This is a genomic window from Halomonas sp. AOP7-B1-5 (assembly GCF_052353045.1).
Lineage (GTDB): Bacteria > Pseudomonadota > Gammaproteobacteria > Pseudomonadales > Halomonadaceae > Vreelandella > Vreelandella colorata.
This window is the reverse complement of the sequence record NZ_JBQTDC010000058.1, coordinates 1-15,911: the sequence shown is the minus strand read 5'-3', so window position 1 is coordinate 15,911 and position 15,911 is coordinate 1. Positions and strand designations below refer to the sequence as shown.

Genomic DNA, 15,911 nt, shown 5'->3' with positions numbered 1-15,911 from the left:
GTCCCGAAAGTGCCGGTGACTCCCATGCGTCGTCTTCAATGCTGGCCAATTTTTCAATGGTGTGTACCAGTAGAGGCTGAATCGTCTCGATAGCAAAGTAGCCATCGCGGGGTTGAAGGACATCCTCTAGAAGAGCGGTGAGTTGTGCATTACTGCCCATAAATTTAACAGTCCTTAAACGTCTCGCCGGTTAATACTTAGCGCCTCACAGAGAGAAGACTTACTGTTAAATTTTTTTGACAGGTTTATTAACGCTTGAGGATCAGAAGAGGCTAAGTGTTCCCATAACGATACGATGTAGTGAGAGAGGTCTTTTGGAGAAAGTGCATGGCATGTTTCTGCGGAAAGCGCTAAAGAAAGTGCTAAGGTTTCTGTATTCTTACTGAGCGGTGCTTCAACTAACGTAACTCGAATTTTTTCGCTGCCAGAAAGGCAGCGTTGGGCAAGATATAAAGGGAACAGGTTGGCAATGCACACGAGCGGAGTGCCTTCTTTACCCCTTTTATTTTCATAAACGACCGGAGGATGCTGAAGTAAATAGACTTTTATGGCCTCTTCAGACATGCACTGCACATCTCGTAAGAACGATGAGCGAGCTAAAAATACGCGAAGCACAGGGGCAGATAAATGATGACTGACTTTAATATGAGATAGTGGAACCCTTCTTGATCCTCGATCCTTTAGCATTAAAACACCTGTTTTACGTTTGGGGTAATCCTTGCCTGCAAGGTGGCCGGCTTGGTCATAAGGGTATTCAATCTATCTTTTTATCACGTTGTCTTATAACCGTAACCCCTGGACTAAAAAATCACGGAAGGTTTTAAGGGGAGGAGTAGTGTTTTAGTGGGTATGGTAAATATGTAGAAATTTGAATGATTTTTATTACCTTTGTTTAAATAAAAATGTAGCCAATATTAAATAATCGTTTCTATCTGTTCTGCCTGACAAGCTCGGTGGGATGGCCAAGGACTACTGCTCCAGGTTATCAGCATTTCCAATGGTGGAATCCAGCATGCTTCGCGCGATGAGTTAGCGAGCATAGCTGGATGACTGAAGCCCTGGGACACCGCCTATTTAGCTACATTGATAATGCATGCAGTTACAGGTCAAGAGTGGCAGCAGGACAAAAGGAAAGGTTTCGGGGGAACAAGCTTACAGCCTGGGTAATCACCCATACGAGCTACAACGTCGAATGCAGCTGATCAGTGAAACCTTTGAGCGGGAATGGAAGTGTTTGTACACATTGCCGGTAGTGGGTACGGGTGTATTAGCGCTTTTAAATCAGATGTCGCATCAATCAATGCGGAAAGGTGGTTGTCTTCTGAAGCTTAAAAAACAGCGTATGGCTGCAACAATGAGCGATAACCTGGTTAAGCATATCCGTCTTGACGAATGTGAGCGATATAAGCCGTGACCTCGTCAACTTTTCCCCGAGCAATCAGTTGCTCGGCTGTTAGTCCCCCGAGGGCAGCAATGGGGTATGTTTGATACCACGCCCAGGCGGCTGCCCGGGAGCCTGCCCAAGGCTCGACTTGGATCAATATATCTTGAACCAACGTTTCTCGATCTTGCCTTTTATTTTGTTGATCGCGGTATCTGGCCCAAACAAGGCCGCTCCCAAACATAAGAAGAGCGGCTAAAAGAATGCTGAGAGGGAGTAGAATAGCCAAACCATCAGGCGACAGTGATAGCATGTATATGCTCCTCGTCGGTATTTAGGTCGAGCCTTATGCTTAAGACAAAGCTCGAGAAAATGGTGGTTTTCATTAACACCGCTAGGGCACAGATACTGTTCTCCAAGCTAGCACTAGCCGTGTTTATTCGCCATTGCGGCATGCTATGAGTGTAGCATATCTGCCCATCGAATGGCCTCAGGTGAGGCTGACCAAGTATAGAGGTGCCATAGAGTTGGCTTTCCCCTACAAAACGTTTTTATGCTCATCTCTATCATCCTAGAGTCCGATCCTACGGGTAAGAAGATTGGATATGAAGAAGCGTTTCAGCGAAGAACAGATCATTGGTTTCCTGGGCGAAGCCGTGGCGGGCTCCCCAAAAGAAGAGCGCGGCAGGGGCGCCGCGCTTGCATGCTTTATCAGACCGGTGGGCATAAATTATTAACGAGGTAATATTCCGTCGACTCACTCTTCTTGCGGCGGGACAGTCGTGAAATGAGTGGCGTAAGAATGACAAGAAGAATCATGACAATAAGCACCTTCGACGTTGTATTCGCTGCCAAGGCTGTCCAATCGCCTCCACCAATACGCAGAGCCAGTCGCAAGTTCTGCTCGGCGAAGCCTCCGAGAATTAGGCCCAGCACGACTGGGGGCAATGGGAACTTCAGTTTGTCCATAAAGTAGCCGATAAAACCGAAGCCCAGCATCAAGTAGACGCGAGCATTCTGCCATTGATCGAGTAGGCTCCCACTAGAACCAAGGTGATGCTGTGCGCGGCTTGGCGGGTCAGCACAGTGCGGTGTTGCTTGCTAACCACGGCCCAGTGGTAGCGGGAAAGAACCTTGAAGCAGCGGTTTACGCCACTGAGGAATTGGAGGAAACCGCCAAGCTGTTTTTGATGTTGCGCGGTGAAAATCCACGTGCACTGACGCCTGAGCAAGTTGCCGAACTAGAAATGCGATTTCCTAAAGATTAGATTTCAGGAAGTGTCGGTATTTCTACTATTTATGCTTATTTCTATACTATTTGTGTCTTGCAGCATGGCTAAGGCCATCGTAAGTTTAAGTTATGTCTTCGCCATAATTAGCTTACAGGTAGGGTACGTTTGTCCTGGTCATGTTCCATGGCGGAAAACGATGATATTTGTGATTTAGTGGAAAAATGGCTCCATGAGACATTGAGTCAGCCACAGCCAACGATAGAAGCGTATACCGCTTCATCGGCCTATCCAAGACGATTTGAGTTGACGAGAGCGTTGGACTCGCTCCAGAAAAAGAAAGGGGCGTATCGTTTGATGAAGCTTTACTTACCATCAGTTTGAATGATTCTGCCTATTCACCGTTGATAGCGGGCGTCACCACCTAATACCGCTGAGAAAAAGAAGGTCAAATGAAACCTTGTCCAGACAAGCAAAAGCGTAAACTCAACCTTCCGTTCACTGAGTCCTCGCTGGTTGAGTGCATGACACCATATAGTGCTCATGCGGATGACCTCGCCCAGCTATCCATGCACGAACTGCTTCCAGAAAAAAAGGATAGTATTTCTTCCCAGCACGACATGCATAGTTATCGGTGGAAAGGTTAATCATCATGTTTTCAATGGTTGTAGATGCAGTAATGAGAGTCATTATTAGATGTTGGGTACCGCATGATTAGTTAAACGCTGCTCCTGAATAAAGTAAGCAATGAGGTCACGTGCTGCCAACAGAGGATGGCTCTTTCACTTAATGGCTTAAAATTTTTTATGCTGGTATATCATAGGCTTGTAATGAGTTAGCTGGGACTGTTGGCGCTAATCTAAAAGTGCTGTTGAGCGTTGGCCGCTTCAGCCTGGTCAAAGCGCGGTCTGAGGCGAACCACAATGAAGAGCATCGCTAGCAGTAAGGTTCCGGTAAACAGAAAGGTTAACGTGAAGCCGACCAGCTCGGCGATTATACCCAACAGCAGAGGTGCCAGTACCTGGGCTCCACGGTTGCCCATGAGTCTCATACCAAGTGCGCTGGAGCGTTGGTCGGGATGTACGTGTTCGGCAAGGATTACCATCGAAAGCGGCTGAGAAATTCCTGATCCTAGACCCACCATGATGGCAAGCACCGCCAGTGCCAAAACGCTGCCGGTCATGCCGGTCCACATTAGCCCCATAGCCACAGCAGCCACCGACGCAATCATTGTCCTGGCGCGCCCGCCAAGTACCTGGATAATCTGTGGCATGACGGGTCTTATTAGCATAGCTGTTAGCGCACGCAGACTCACCAGTATCCCGATCAATGTGGCTGAGAAGGTTAATTCCCCAAGATAGACCGGTAAGAAAGCACCATGTGCGCCCAACGCGAATAGCACTGCGATGGTGACGGTTAGCGACATCTGAACACCGACATTTTCGCGCAGCAACGAAGCTTGGGCGCGGTAGCCAAGCAGTGAACGCGGTGTTGCATGGCCACTTCGCGCATTGCCCACGAAGAAGCAGGAACTCACTAGGCCGATCGCCGGAACTGCGCTAATGACAACGAAGACCCCGTTCATCGATATCGTATCAATCAGGTATCCGGCTAGTAGTGGTCCAGCTAACTGGCCGCCTGAAAGGCACATGGTGTACCAGCCAAAGTAACGCTCTAGGGTGCGTCCTCGGCCCAATCCAGCGACCACTGATTGGGCGGCGATGACCATTACCACATGCGTAAGGCCAATGGTTACCTGGGTTGCCAGCAGCCCGAGGAAGGTTGGGGACAAGAGACTTAGCAAGGGACCAAGGATCATGCCAGTGGCGCCAATAAAGAACATTTTCTGTGGACCAATCCGGGAGACCACACCCCCCAGCGGAATCGCAAAAACCAGCGGCAGAAGATAGGGCGCAGAGAGAATAATGCCCACCAACGATGGACTGGCACCGAGCTCAAGAGCCCGTAAAGGCACCGAGATTAGCAGCATCGTCTGTGACACGAACACACTTGTCAGTCCGATACAGACCATGACGAGGTTGCGTATGGCGCTTTTATCGGGCGCTGAGGTTGGACTATCGACCATTATGATCCTTGGTGGAGGGTGACTCTCAGGCTTTAAAAAGCACCGGCGCGAGATTGAGCTTGTCGATCATTACGTCGACTACCGCGGGGCCCTCCGCGGCAAAGGCGCGCTGCATAGCGGCCTCCAGGTCGCCGGGCCGAGTGACTTTCTCACCGTGAGCACCGAAAGCACGGGCCAAAACACCGAAGTCGGGGTTCTGATAGTCGACAGCGAAATGCTTACCACCGTAGTAGGCATCCTGAAAGGCGCGTTCATTGCCAAGGCCTTGATCGTTGATGACAACAGCCACCAGTTTGATCTTCTCGCGAACGGCAGTTTCCAGCTCGCCGATATTGCACATGAACCCCATATCGCCTTGTACTGCCAATACTGGAACACCAGGTCGGGCTAATGCTGCCCCCAGGGCTGTGGGGAAACCGGCGCCGACGGCCGCCCAGTTATCGATGAATATGTAGGTATCAGGGGCATAACTGACGAAGTGCTGGCGGACGTGCTTACCAGCATTGCCAGCGTCGACCACCATGATGCCGCCTTTGGGCAAGGTGCGTCTGAGCACATCGGCGACGAATGCGGGTTGAATCGGCTCGGCATAGGGGTCGATTAGCGCCTGACGCTCCTCTTCCCAGAGAGCTATCTCGGCAGCCACATCGACCCAGTCCCAGCGCTGTCCCTCAAGTCGGATTGCCAGTCCGGCTAGGAAGCTCGGCGTGCTTCCCACCGCAGCGACATCCACCGGAAACACCGTGCCTATAGGATCGACGCTGGCTGCTTGGTGGATAAGGATAGCGTCATCGCGAATCAACCCGTGCTTGAAGGTAGTCGAGAACAGATCCATGCGTGCGCCCACCGCGATGACCACATCCGCCTGCTTGACTACCCGGTTGGCACTATTCCATCCATTGCGCCCCAGCGGCCCAAGGGCCAGCGGATGCGAAGTGGGGAAGGCATCGGGGCTGAACTGCAACGGCGCAACCGGGATATTGTGTTGTTCGGCGAAGGCGATTAGCTCGGTGCTGGCGCGTTCGCGTAATATGCCGCTGCCCGCCAGGATGACCGGGCGTTCGGCCTTGGCGAGCAGCGCTGAAGCCTGTTCGAGACACTGCCCGGCAACGTCAGGAAGCACACTGGCGCGATACTGCTGAGGCAACTGCGCTTCGGCCTCAACTTCGGCACGGTAAATAGCGGTGGAAGCTTCAAGGTGAACCGGCCCCGGTGGCTCGGCCAATGCGGTGCGAAACGCTTTGCGCAGCGCTTCCTGAGCTTTATTTGGGCCGGTGATTGAATAGGCCCACTTGGTGATCGGCTTGAAGAAAGTGATTTGATCCATCTCTTGGCTGGCATCTTTCTCGTGCAGCCACTCCTCTTGTAGGCCGTTGATGCCTATCAGCGGTACGTTGCCACGATAGGCAGCACCAAACGGCGTGGCCATGTTGGTTACGCCGGGCCCCTCTGTGGCGGTGACCACCGCCGGACGCTGACCGGCGCGGGCATAGCCGTAAGCCATGAAGGCTGCCCCCTGCTCGTGACGGGTAAGGATGAAGCGCATCTCCGGGGTCTCGCGAATGACGTCGAGCAGCGCCAGGTTCTGGGTGCCGGGAATGCCGAATACATGGGTGACGCCTTCGCGACGCAGGCCGTCGATTAGGGTCTGGGCAACGCTTGGCATGGCGGGTCTCCTATACAATTGTTATTGGGGTTGGCTGTTAAGTGGTGGCGAATGGCGTTGATTCAGACAGTGGCGCTGCGCCCGCCGTCGACGTTGAGACTGGCGCCGGTTACGTAGCTGGCGCGGGATGAGACTAAGAACACAATGGCATTGGCCACGTCCTTCGCATCGCCCAGTCGGCCGAGAGGAATATTCTGACCTTGGCGCGCCGAGTAGTCCTCCCAACTGAGCTCTGGTGCTTCACACTGCCAGCGCCGCTCGACCTGTGCCGAGCGGACCCTACCCAGGCAAACGGTATTGACGCGAATACCTTGTGCGCCGAGCTCATTGGCTAGTGATTTGGTCAGAGCAATACCGGCAGCGCGGGTTGCCGAAGTAGGTAAGGTCTTGGCCGGAGGTGCTTTGCCCGACACCGTAGTGACATTGACGATCGCCGCCGCTGATGAGGCTGCAAGGTAAGGTAGAGCGGCACGAATTCCGCGTATTGCGCCCATCAGCTTGAGTTCAATATCGGCCTGCCACACGGCGTCATCGGCTTCCAGGAAAGGTCCCGAGGCGCTGCTTCCTGCATTGTTAATTAGGATATCCAGGCCGCCGTAGGCCTCAATGGTACGTTCCACGGCAGCAATGGGGCCGTCGGCACTGGCAATGTCGGCAACGATGGTCATCGGACGCTGGCCGGTCAGTGAGTGGATGCGCTCGGCGGCCAGCTGCAGTGGTTCTGCACGGCGGGCGACCAGTACTACTTTGGCGCCTTCCTCCGCGAGCAGTAGTGCTGTTTCGAAGCCAATTCCCTGGCTGGCGCCGGTTACTAACGCCACTTTATCTGTGAGGGCCATGTCCATTCGATTGCTCCTGATTTTGGATACCTTGGACGATATAAGGCATGTCGACGCAATGTATGCAAGGGTCTACATTGTAATACATCATGCCTATGTTCGATGAGTTACTCACTAAGACTAAAGCAATATAGGCAGGATATTCTGATCTCATTACTATTGCATGTCGTTGAGTTCATTTGCATACGCAAGTACACAATAACAACTAGCAGCATCGGCGGTAACGTTTTTACCAAGCGTGCACCAGCCGGAAAATCCAAAAGGAGTTCTCAATCAATGAATAAAACTACACACAATGCCTCATGCTTGACCCGCCGCGCACTGACACTTGCAGTTGCAGCAGGACTTAGTGCCGGGGTGGTAGCCAATAGCCATGCCGAACTTACCGGTTTTTATGAAGGTGAGACGTTAGAGATACTGACGCCTTGGACACCTGGCGGAGGGGCAGATACCTGGGGGCGCTATGTAGCCGCGACTATCGGTCCTTATTTGGGGGAAGACGCTAGTGTGCAGGTTATCAATCGACCTGGGGCTGGCGGCGTACAGGGCTCCAACGAGTTTCAGTTGAGAACTGCCAGCGATGGCATGACGGTATTGCTGCAAAGTGCCGGTCAGGTTTTTCCTTTCATGTACGGTTCTGATGCGGTGCGCTACGACTTTCGTGACTACGAACCAATTGTTGCCATGGCTCAAAGCGGTGTGGTCTATGCCAGCGCTGATTTGGGAATAGAAGACCCACTTGAGTTATGGGAAGTAGACGAGCTGATTTACGGAGAAGTTTCGCCCCAAGCAATTGGCTCCATGGCACTAGCTGCCTTCGCACTTCTTGACCTACCGCATGACGCTATTTTCGGCTACCAGAGCCGGGGGCCGACCCGGCTGGCGCTAGAGCAAGGTGAAACCAATCTCGATTTCCAGACCACTAGCGCCTACACCTCTAACGTTGAGCCGCTGGTCGAGGAAGGCACTGCGGTGCCTCTGTTCAGCCTAGGTGTTATCGACACTGACGGTGAATTAGTGCGTGATCCGGCCTTCCCTGATATGCCAACTGTCGCTGAGGTATATGAGGAACGTCACGGCGAAGCGCCGTCCGGTGTTGCCTGGGATGCCTATCGGGCGGTGCTCTCTGCGGGCAGTATCAAGATGCTGTGGGCCAAGGCCGACGCTCCAGAGGGTTCAATTAATGATCTGCGTTACGCCTTCGAACAAGCACGCGAAGATGAAGACTTTATGGCTGACTCTGTAGAAGCCAATGGTCCTTACGAGTGGCTGGTCGGTGATGACGCCTACACAGCTATGAGCGCAACCTTGGATATTTCTGACGAGGCTCTCAACTACCTACGGGAGACCTTCAAGGAACGCTACGACGTTGACCTGTGAGATAACTTACAACGCTAGAGAGCTACCAGGTTCTCACTTGAAGTGTTCGGGTACGCTGTTGATTTATCAGCAGTGTACTTTCCTTTATCAAAAACAGGATAGGAGCTCGTAGCCGTGTTAGCCGCTTCGTTTGATGCCCTGTCATTAATCCTGGATCCATCCCGTTTGGTATTCATGCTTTTGGGTATCAGTGTGGGGTTGGTTGTGGGAATTCTCCCCGGGTTGGGTGGGGTCGTGGGCATGTCGCTGTTGTTGCCGTTCATCTATGGTATGGACCCCCATGCTGCTACAGCGATGCTTATCGGTATGGCCGCTGTGATTGCAACCGCCGACACCTTCCCGAGTATCCTAATTGGGGTGCCTGGCTCGGCGGGCTCTCAGGCAACCATCCTCGATGGTTATCCTATGGCGCAGCAGGGCAAAGCGGGCCGTGCACTTAGTGCGGCCTTCAGTGCCTCCCTGATCGGCGGCCTGATCGGTGCGTTAGTGTTGTTCGCTATCTTGCCCATCGCTCGTCCGGTAGTGCTGGCTTTTAAGTCGCCCCATCTTTTTATGCTCACTGTGCTGGGCCTATGCGTGGTTGGCCTGCTAGCAGGTAAGTACCCGTTCCGCGGTATTCTCGCCACCCTTATTGGCATCATGATCGCTATGCTTGGTTCAGCACCCTCATCGGTTACTTTCCGTTTCGTCGGTGACAGCGTTTATCTGATGGATGGGATACCTCTGTCGATACTGGCTATGGGGCTGTTCGCGGTGCCTGAGATCATTGATCTTTTGGCTGACAACCGAGCTGTCTCCAAAGTTAAAGAAATCTCCAGCGGCTGGAAAGACGGTGTGCGCGATACTATTCGCAATCGATGGTTAGTACTCCGCTCTGCGGCTCTGGGCGTGGCTGTTGGGGCGATCCCCGGTCTTGGTGGCTCGGTAGTCGATTGGCTCTCATACGGCCAGGCGGTGCAGAGCTCAAAAGACAAGAGCGGCTTTGGCAAGGGTGATGTCCGCGGGGTTATTGCCCCAGAGAGCTCCAACAATGCCAAGGAGGGGGGCGCGCTGATCCCAACAATGCTGTTTGGCATTCCTGGTAGTGGTACCACGGCGGTACTGCTCGGCGGCTTGATCCTGCTCGGAATACAGCCCGGTCCTTCGATGCTGACTACGGATTTGTCGATTACCCTAACCATCGTCTGGACATTGGCGTTGGCCAATGTAGTGGGTGCCTTCGCTTGCTTCCTGCTATCGAGGCCTATCGCCCGCCTTAGTACCATTCCAGCCGTAAAGTTCGCGCCTTTCCTGCTCATCATAATGCTGATCGGTGCCTACCAAAACACCAATCAGTGGGGCGATTTAGTCGCCTTCATCGTCATCGGCATGTTTGGCTGGCTACTCAAGTCCTATGACTGGCCTAGGGCGCCGATCCTGATCGGCTTCGTGCTGGCGCCGAGCATTGAGCGGTATCTGACCATCTCGGCATCCCGCTACGGCTGGTCCTGGCTCAGCGATCCAATCGTCATCGGTATCGGAGCACTTGCGGTGGCTGTGGTTGTAGCTGGGGCGCGCGCTAAACGCAAGGGCTTGGGAGAAACTTGATGATACAGCGACTGCGTGAAGAACTACTATTTATCGTGGTGCTGATAGGGCTTACGGGTATGGCCCTGTTCATGGCCGCTGGCTATCCATTCAACGCGCGGCTTATGCCCCAGGTGGTATCGAGCGCGGTGATGTTTCTACTCATTGTAGAGGGAGTGCTGACCATACGGCGCTTTCGTGCATTGCACTCTGTCGATGGCACTAAAGTGAATGGTGAGCATGTTGGCAATGCTGGCATTGAGCCAATATGGGGCGCCAAATTCCGCCGTACGGCCCCCTATCTGGCTTGGCTAGCGGCGCTTTACCTTGGGATTTATCTGATTGGTCTTATTGCCTCTGCAGCGATTTTTACCGTCGCATTCTGTCGCCTAGTCGGCAAGATGCGCTGGTTTGCGACTCTGACCGGTACAGTACTGCTGATGGCTGCACTGTTTGGGCTTGCAGAAGCATTTAATATGCATTGGCCGGTGGGCTATTTCTTCGATCCATTCCGCTGATAGCCTCTACCTTGGAGAAATACCACATGACAACTTGCTATCAACTTTACATTGGTGGCGCCTGGCGCGATGCCACCGGCGGTGCCACATTTCCTGCCATCAATCCGGTTAACCAGCAGGCTTGGGCTGATCTTCCACAAGCCAGCGCAGAGGATGTAGATGCTGCAGTAAGCGCGGCACGAGAGGCCTTCGATGGTGGCTGGAAAGACACTAATGGCTTGACTAGGGCAACGTTGATGCAGCGACTCGCCGAGCTGCTGGAGTATGATGCTGAGCGCATGGCTCAGCTTGAGACCACCGACAACGGCAAGGTAATCCGCGAGACTCGCGTTCAGATGCGTTTTGCAGCGCGTAATTATCGCTATTTTGCCGGTTGGGCCGACAAGCTTCAGGGCGATAGCATCCCACTTGATCGCCCCGAACTCGTAGACTTCACCACTCGCGAGCCTCGAGGCGTAGCGGCCCTGATTACTTCTTGGAATTCGCCCATGGCTATCCTGGCTAATAAGCTGGCGCCAGCGCTGGCGGCGGGTTGCACCGTTGTAATTAAGCCCTCGGAGATGGCCAGCGTGACTACACTGGCTTTCGCCGAGCTGTGCGAAAGAGCCGGCTTCCCCGCCGGTGTGATTAATGTGGTGACTGGCGATAGCAGCGTCGGTGCGGCACTCACAGGGCACCCAGGAGTTGACTTGATCAGCTTCACTGGCGGTACCGCTACAGGTAAGGCGATTTCTCGGGTTGCCGCTGAGCACCTGACACCGGTGACCCTTGAGCTAGGTGGTAAATCGGCCAACATTGTGTTCTCCGATGCTGACCTTAAGCAGGCGTTGACCGGAGTGGTAGCGGGAATCTTTGCCGCCGCTGGCCAGACCTGCATCGCTGGCTCGCGGTTATTGGTGCAGCGCGATATCTATGATCAAGTGGTGGCAGAGGTGTGTGAACGCGCACAAGCAATTCGGGTTGGCGACCCCCGCGATGAGTCCACCGAGATGGGCCCAGTAGCGACCAAGGCCCAACATCGACGAGTGCTCGACTTCATTAATCGTGCCCGTACTCAGGGCGCCACACTGATAACAGGTGGCGGGGAGCCGCAGGGTGATTTATATACTCGCGGTTATTTCGTCGAACCCACAGTATTCTCCGATGTGGAACCGGACTCTGAACTGGCTCAAGAAGAAGTGTTTGGACCAGTGTTAGCGATTATTCCCTTCGAGACGGAGGAGCAGGCCATCGCCATCGCTAACGGCACCGCTTACGGGTTGGTCGCCGGGTTATGGACACAGAATTTGGCTAGGGCTCATCGCGTTGCTAGACAACTTCAGGTGGGCGGGGTATGGGTCAATACCTATCGCACAAATGCTGCACAAGCACCATTCGGCGGGGTTAAGGCCAGTGGTAGTGGCCGCGAGCGCGGACTGCACGCTTTAGATGAATACCTTGAGATTAAAAACCTAATGATCGACTTGTCTAACGAAGCCCGTGATCCTTTTGCGATTCGTACCTGATTTAGTCGCCATAACTCTCAAAAAAGGCCTCTAGACGGATCTTGTAAGCTTCGCGGATATGCGTCCTCGCCAGTTTTTCAGCGGCTTCTGGATCGCGTGCTTCGAGCGCGTTAATGATTGCCTGATGTTCACCCCGCGCTGTTTCGGAACGGCCTGATTTAGCTAGAGTGCTACGTCCGAGCAACATCATTGATTCTTGCAGAGAATGCAGCATTTTAAGCAGGTAGCGGTTGTGCGCACAGCGGTACAGGGTGCTATGAAATAGCTTGTTATTCTTGACTAGATCATGGGTCTCAATTAATTGCGCATCGCGTTCGCTAATCTCTCGTAAAAAAGCAATTTCTACTTCCGAAGCGTGCTGTGCGGCAAAGCCAGCAGCCGTGCCTTCCAACATCTCGCGCATGGCATACAGCTCGCTGATCATGCCGTGGTCAAGTTCAGTGATGATAGTGCCGCGAATAGGGTCATTAGCCACTAGTCCTTCGAGTTGGAGTCGATTGAGTGCCTCGCGGATAGGAGTGCGACTTAGCCCTACACGTTCTGATAGGTCGACTTCACGAATCCGTGTACCAGGCGGCAGGCTGCCTTCCTTTATAGCGTCGATGATATATCGATATGCCTGCTCGCTGCGCGGTTCACCGCGAGGATTATCTGCCGTAGAGGCACTCTTGCGTGTTGTAGATGCTGACATAGCTTAGGGCCTTAAATTGCGATGGTGACATCTGGCTATGGTATGTCAAAGAACATCGCTTGTCATTTTGAACACTATTGGATACATTTGTATTTATTGGTGTTTGATGCACGATTTTACCGTCGGCATGTTTCCCAATAATAATTATGAGGAGTCTCAATGTTGTCATCGACTGGAGAACGGCTTGGTGAAGCCGATCTAATTGACCATGATGTATTAGTGATTGGCGGAGGCAATGCCGCGTTGTGTGCTGCGCTGTCAGCGCGTGAGCAAGGCGCAACCGTTTTATTGTTGGAGAGTGCTCCGCGTAAATGGCGTGGTGGTAATAGTATCCATACCCGCAACTTACGTTGCATGCATCGCGAACCTACCGACGTGCTCAGTGACGCCTACCTTGAGGATGAGTTCTTCGATGACGTTTGGCGTGTTACCGGCGGCATCACCAACGAAGTTTTGGCGAAGCATGTGATTCGAGCCTCAGAAACCTGCACCGAGTGGATGAAAAGTTACGGTGTGCGCTTCCAACCGTCGCTGGGTGGCACTCTGCACTTGGGGCGAACCAACGCATTTTTCCTTGGGGGCGGGAAAGCGCTCGTCAACACCTACTATCAGGCTGCTGAGCGCCTTGGGGTGACAATCCTCTACGAGGCTGAAGCCGAACAGTTGGTCTTTGATGACAACCGATTTGATCATGCGCTGGTAACTTACAATGGCTCGCCACGCAAGGTGAGTGCTAAGTCAGTAGTGATTGCCTCTGGTGGCTTCGAGTCCAACCAAGCGTGGTTGGAAGAAGCATGGGGAGAGGTCTCCCGTAATTTCCTGATCCGCGGAACACGCTTCAACCAGGGCAAGATGCTGCGCAGCCTGATTGATAACAGCGCCATGGTGATTGGGGATCCGACGCAAGGACATGCGGTAGCTATTGATGCACGTGCGCCCAAGTACGATGGCGGTATCGTCACCCGTGTCGACTGTGTGTCCCTGGGTATTGTGGTTAACCGCGATGGCCAGCGCTTCTATGACGAGGGCGAGGACTTCTGGCCCAAGCGCTACGCCATCTGGGGTCGGCTGATCGCCAAGCAGCCGGGGCAGGTGGGCTATTCAATTACCGACTCCAAGGCTCAGGGGCGCTTTATGCCTTCAGTTTTTCCACCCGAGCAAGCCGATACTCTTGAGGAGTTGGCACTTAAACTCGATCTGCCGGTTGAGGCCGTGCTCAAGACTGTCGATGACTTCAATGCTGGCGTACAGCCTGGCAACTTCGATCACAGTGTGCTCGATGATTGCCATACACAGGGTGTTACGCCCGAAAAGACCCATTGGGCACAACGTATCGACGAGCCACCTTTTTATGGCTACCCACTTCGTACTGGTATTACTTTCACCTACCTGGGTGCCAAAGTCGATGAAAAGGCGCGTATGTACATGGCTAACGGCGAGTTGGCTGACAATGTTTTTCTAGCCGGTGAAATCATGGCCGGTAATATTCTAGGCCAGGGCTATGTCGCTGGCTTTGGTATGACTATCGGCACCGTATTTGGTCGTATCGCAGGCACAGAGGCAGGCAATTATGCAAAAGATTGATGCAATAATCGAAGAAACCCGCAATAACATGACGATTTGCAATGCCTGTCGGTACTGCGAAGGGTTCTGCCCGGTATTTCCGGCCATGGAGAGGCGTCGCACGTTCACTCCCGAGGATCTTAAGTATCTGGCTAACCTATGCCACAACTGTGGTGAGTGCTACTACGCTTGCCAGTACGCTCCGCCCCATGAGTTTGCCGTTAACGTACCGCAGTCAATGGCCAAGCTTCGTGTAGAGTCTTATCGGCAGTATGCTTGGCCACAACCGTTGGCAAGACTGTTTGACCGCAATGGCCTGCTTACCGCCTTGGCGTTGGCAGCAGGTTTGACGCTAATACTGTTGATTGCTATTGCACTCAACGGTGATCTGTCGGCTCTAGTCACCACACAGCATAGTGGAAACTTCTACGAGCTATTGCCACACAACACGCTGGTGGTGACCTTCGGCTCGGTATCGTTATTTGTACTACTAGCTTTAGTAATGGGAATGGTGCGCTTTTGGCGAGAAAGCGGCGAGGGCGTTGCTGGGCTACGCGATGCCGAAAGCTGGCGGCAGGCACTCAAAGAAACCTTTTCACTCAAGCATCTGCACGGTCAGGAGGAGGCTGGTTGCACTTACCCAGATGCCTATCATTCGCACTGGCGGCGACGCTTCCACCATTTTACCTTTTACGGGTTCATGCTTAGCTTCGCAGCGACCGTGACCGGCACCATCTATCACTATGTATTTGGGTGGCAGGCACCCTACGATTTTATCAGTCTTCCCAAGCTGTTCGGTACCTTGGGCGGCATCGGCCTTTTGATAGGCCCGGCGGGGCTTTTGTACCTCAAGCTGGTGCGTGATGAGAGTACTGCTGACGTGCGACAGATGGGAATGGATGTGGCTTTCATAGCGCTGCTATGGCTGACTGGCTTAACAGGCCTGTCTTTAATGCTTCTACGTGAGACTTCAGCTATGGGGGTTATGCTGGTGGTGCATTTAGGTGTGGTTATGGCACTTTTCATCACTATGCCCTATGGCAAGTTCGTACACGGTTTCTATCGCTTGCTGGCTATCTACCGTAACGCCCTGGAGCGCAATCGCCTTGATCAATGATCTTCTGTAAAGTTGATTACCAATCCCACTACTGAGCGCTCAGCCCAGTAGTGGGTAGTGGCTGCCTTATGAATATAATGAGTCCTGTTTAAGTCTATTTAATCCATTTTAGAGGTTGGAGGCTTTTGCGGATGATTTCTACGCATTATCGGTGAGGTCACTCCGTCACTAATGTGAATATCAAATAGAGCGGAACGATGGCTAGTGGTGAACATACTCAGCCGATCTTTTAATGCATTAAGCTCGGTGATCATATAGCCGTCAATACCGAAACCTCGCGCGATACTACCCATATCACCCCGCCCGAAGACAGCACCTTCATCGCTTAGTCCGTCAGCTCTCAGTTTGTGTATCTCTGAGCCATAGGTAC

The 15,911-nt window shown here is 53.0% G+C and carries 14 protein-coding genes and 1 pseudogene; 8 read left to right on the top strand and 7 right to left on the bottom strand.

The genetic code is table 11. From position 1 onward, the window contains the following. Nucleotides 1-174 precede the first annotated feature (174 nt). A complete protein-coding gene (locus tag ACT3XD_RS18360; protein WP_192539645.1) occupies nt 175-687 on the bottom strand; it encodes a hypothetical protein in 513 nt (170 codons plus the stop codon). Between the two features lie 683 nt (nt 688-1,370). Beyond that, nucleotides 1,371-1,694 (bottom strand): hypothetical protein, encoded by a 324-nt coding sequence (locus ACT3XD_RS18355; protein WP_192539644.1) that lies wholly within the window; start codon nt 1,692-1,694, stop codon nt 1,371-1,373. Between the two features lie 292 nt (nt 1,695-1,986). On the opposite strand from ACT3XD_RS18355, the gene ACT3XD_RS18350 reads away from it, so the two are divergent. Next, nucleotides 1,987-2,118 (top strand): hypothetical protein, encoded by a 132-nt coding sequence (locus tag ACT3XD_RS18350; RefSeq protein WP_263974139.1) that lies wholly within the window; start codon nt 1,987-1,989, stop codon nt 2,116-2,118. A gap of 315 nt (nt 2,119-2,433) precedes the next feature. Next, nucleotides 2,434-2,649 (top strand): annotated as a pseudogene (locus ACT3XD_RS18345) (class II aldolase/adducin family protein); the annotation flags it as partial. Between the two features lie 820 nt (nt 2,650-3,469). Here ACT3XD_RS18345 and ACT3XD_RS18340 read toward each other — a convergent pair. The 3 genes from ACT3XD_RS18340 to ACT3XD_RS18330 form a co-directional block, all read right to left on the bottom strand. Next, complete coding sequence (locus ACT3XD_RS18340) at nt 3,470-4,696, bottom strand: MFS transporter (RefSeq protein ID WP_192539643.1); 1,227 nt, start codon at nt 4,694-4,696, stop codon at nt 3,470-3,472. A gap of 25 nt (nt 4,697-4,721) precedes the next feature. Continuing rightward, nucleotides 4,722-6,362 (bottom strand): thiamine pyrophosphate-binding protein, encoded by a 1,641-nt coding sequence (locus tag ACT3XD_RS18335; RefSeq protein ID WP_192539642.1) that lies wholly within the window; start codon nt 6,360-6,362, stop codon nt 4,722-4,724. A 62-nt stretch (nt 6,363-6,424) separates the two neighbouring features. Next, complete coding sequence (locus tag ACT3XD_RS18330; RefSeq protein WP_192539641.1) at nt 6,425-7,207, bottom strand: SDR family NAD(P)-dependent oxidoreductase; 783 nt, start codon at nt 7,205-7,207, stop codon at nt 6,425-6,427. A gap of 270 nt (nt 7,208-7,477) precedes the next feature. On the opposite strand from ACT3XD_RS18330, the gene ACT3XD_RS18325 reads away from it, so the two are divergent. From ACT3XD_RS18325 to ACT3XD_RS18310, 4 genes are all read left to right on the top strand, one after another. Then, nucleotides 7,478-8,581, top strand: a complete 1,104-nt coding sequence (locus tag ACT3XD_RS18325) for a tripartite tricarboxylate transporter substrate-binding protein (RefSeq protein ID WP_192539640.1) — start codon at nt 7,478-7,480, stop codon at nt 8,579-8,581. A 114-nt stretch (nt 8,582-8,695) separates the two neighbouring features. Beyond that, on the top strand, nt 8,696-10,168 hold the full coding sequence (locus ACT3XD_RS18320) for a tripartite tricarboxylate transporter permease (RefSeq protein WP_192539639.1): 1,473 nt from the start codon (nt 8,696-8,698) through the stop codon (nt 10,166-10,168). After that, a complete protein-coding gene (locus ACT3XD_RS18315; RefSeq protein WP_192539638.1) occupies nt 10,168-10,665 on the top strand; it encodes a hypothetical protein in 498 nt (165 codons plus the stop codon). Before ACT3XD_RS18320 ends, ACT3XD_RS18315 begins: the two co-directional genes overlap by 1 nt. Nucleotides 10,666-10,691: 26 nt before the next feature. Then, nucleotides 10,692-12,170 (top strand): aldehyde dehydrogenase, encoded by a 1,479-nt coding sequence (locus ACT3XD_RS18310; protein WP_192539637.1) that lies wholly within the window; start codon nt 10,692-10,694, stop codon nt 12,168-12,170. Nucleotide 12,171: 1 nt separating this feature from the next. Here ACT3XD_RS18310 and ACT3XD_RS18305 read toward each other — a convergent pair whose 3' ends face one another. Continuing rightward, nucleotides 12,172-12,861, bottom strand: a complete 690-nt coding sequence (locus tag ACT3XD_RS18305) for a GntR family transcriptional regulator (protein WP_192539636.1) — start codon at nt 12,859-12,861, stop codon at nt 12,172-12,174. A 159-nt stretch (nt 12,862-13,020) separates the two neighbouring features. On the opposite strand from ACT3XD_RS18305, the gene tcuA reads away from it, so the two are divergent. Both tcuA and tcuB read left to right on the top strand, forming a co-directional pair. Further along, nucleotides 13,021-14,445 (top strand): FAD-dependent tricarballylate dehydrogenase TcuA, encoded by a 1,425-nt coding sequence (tcuA, locus tag ACT3XD_RS18300; RefSeq protein WP_192539635.1) that lies wholly within the window; start codon nt 13,021-13,023, stop codon nt 14,443-14,445. Further along, nucleotides 14,432-15,541, top strand: coding sequence for a tricarballylate utilization 4Fe-4S protein TcuB (gene tcuB / locus ACT3XD_RS18295; protein WP_192539634.1), 1,110 nt, complete (start codon nt 14,432-14,434; stop codon nt 15,539-15,541). Before tcuA ends, tcuB begins: the two co-directional genes overlap by 14 nt. Before the next feature lie 98 nt (nt 15,542-15,639). Here tcuB and ACT3XD_RS18290 read toward each other — a convergent pair. Then, on the bottom strand, nt 15,640-15,911 hold a 272-nt coding region (locus ACT3XD_RS18290), incomplete at its 5' end, for a hypothetical protein (RefSeq protein WP_444280646.1).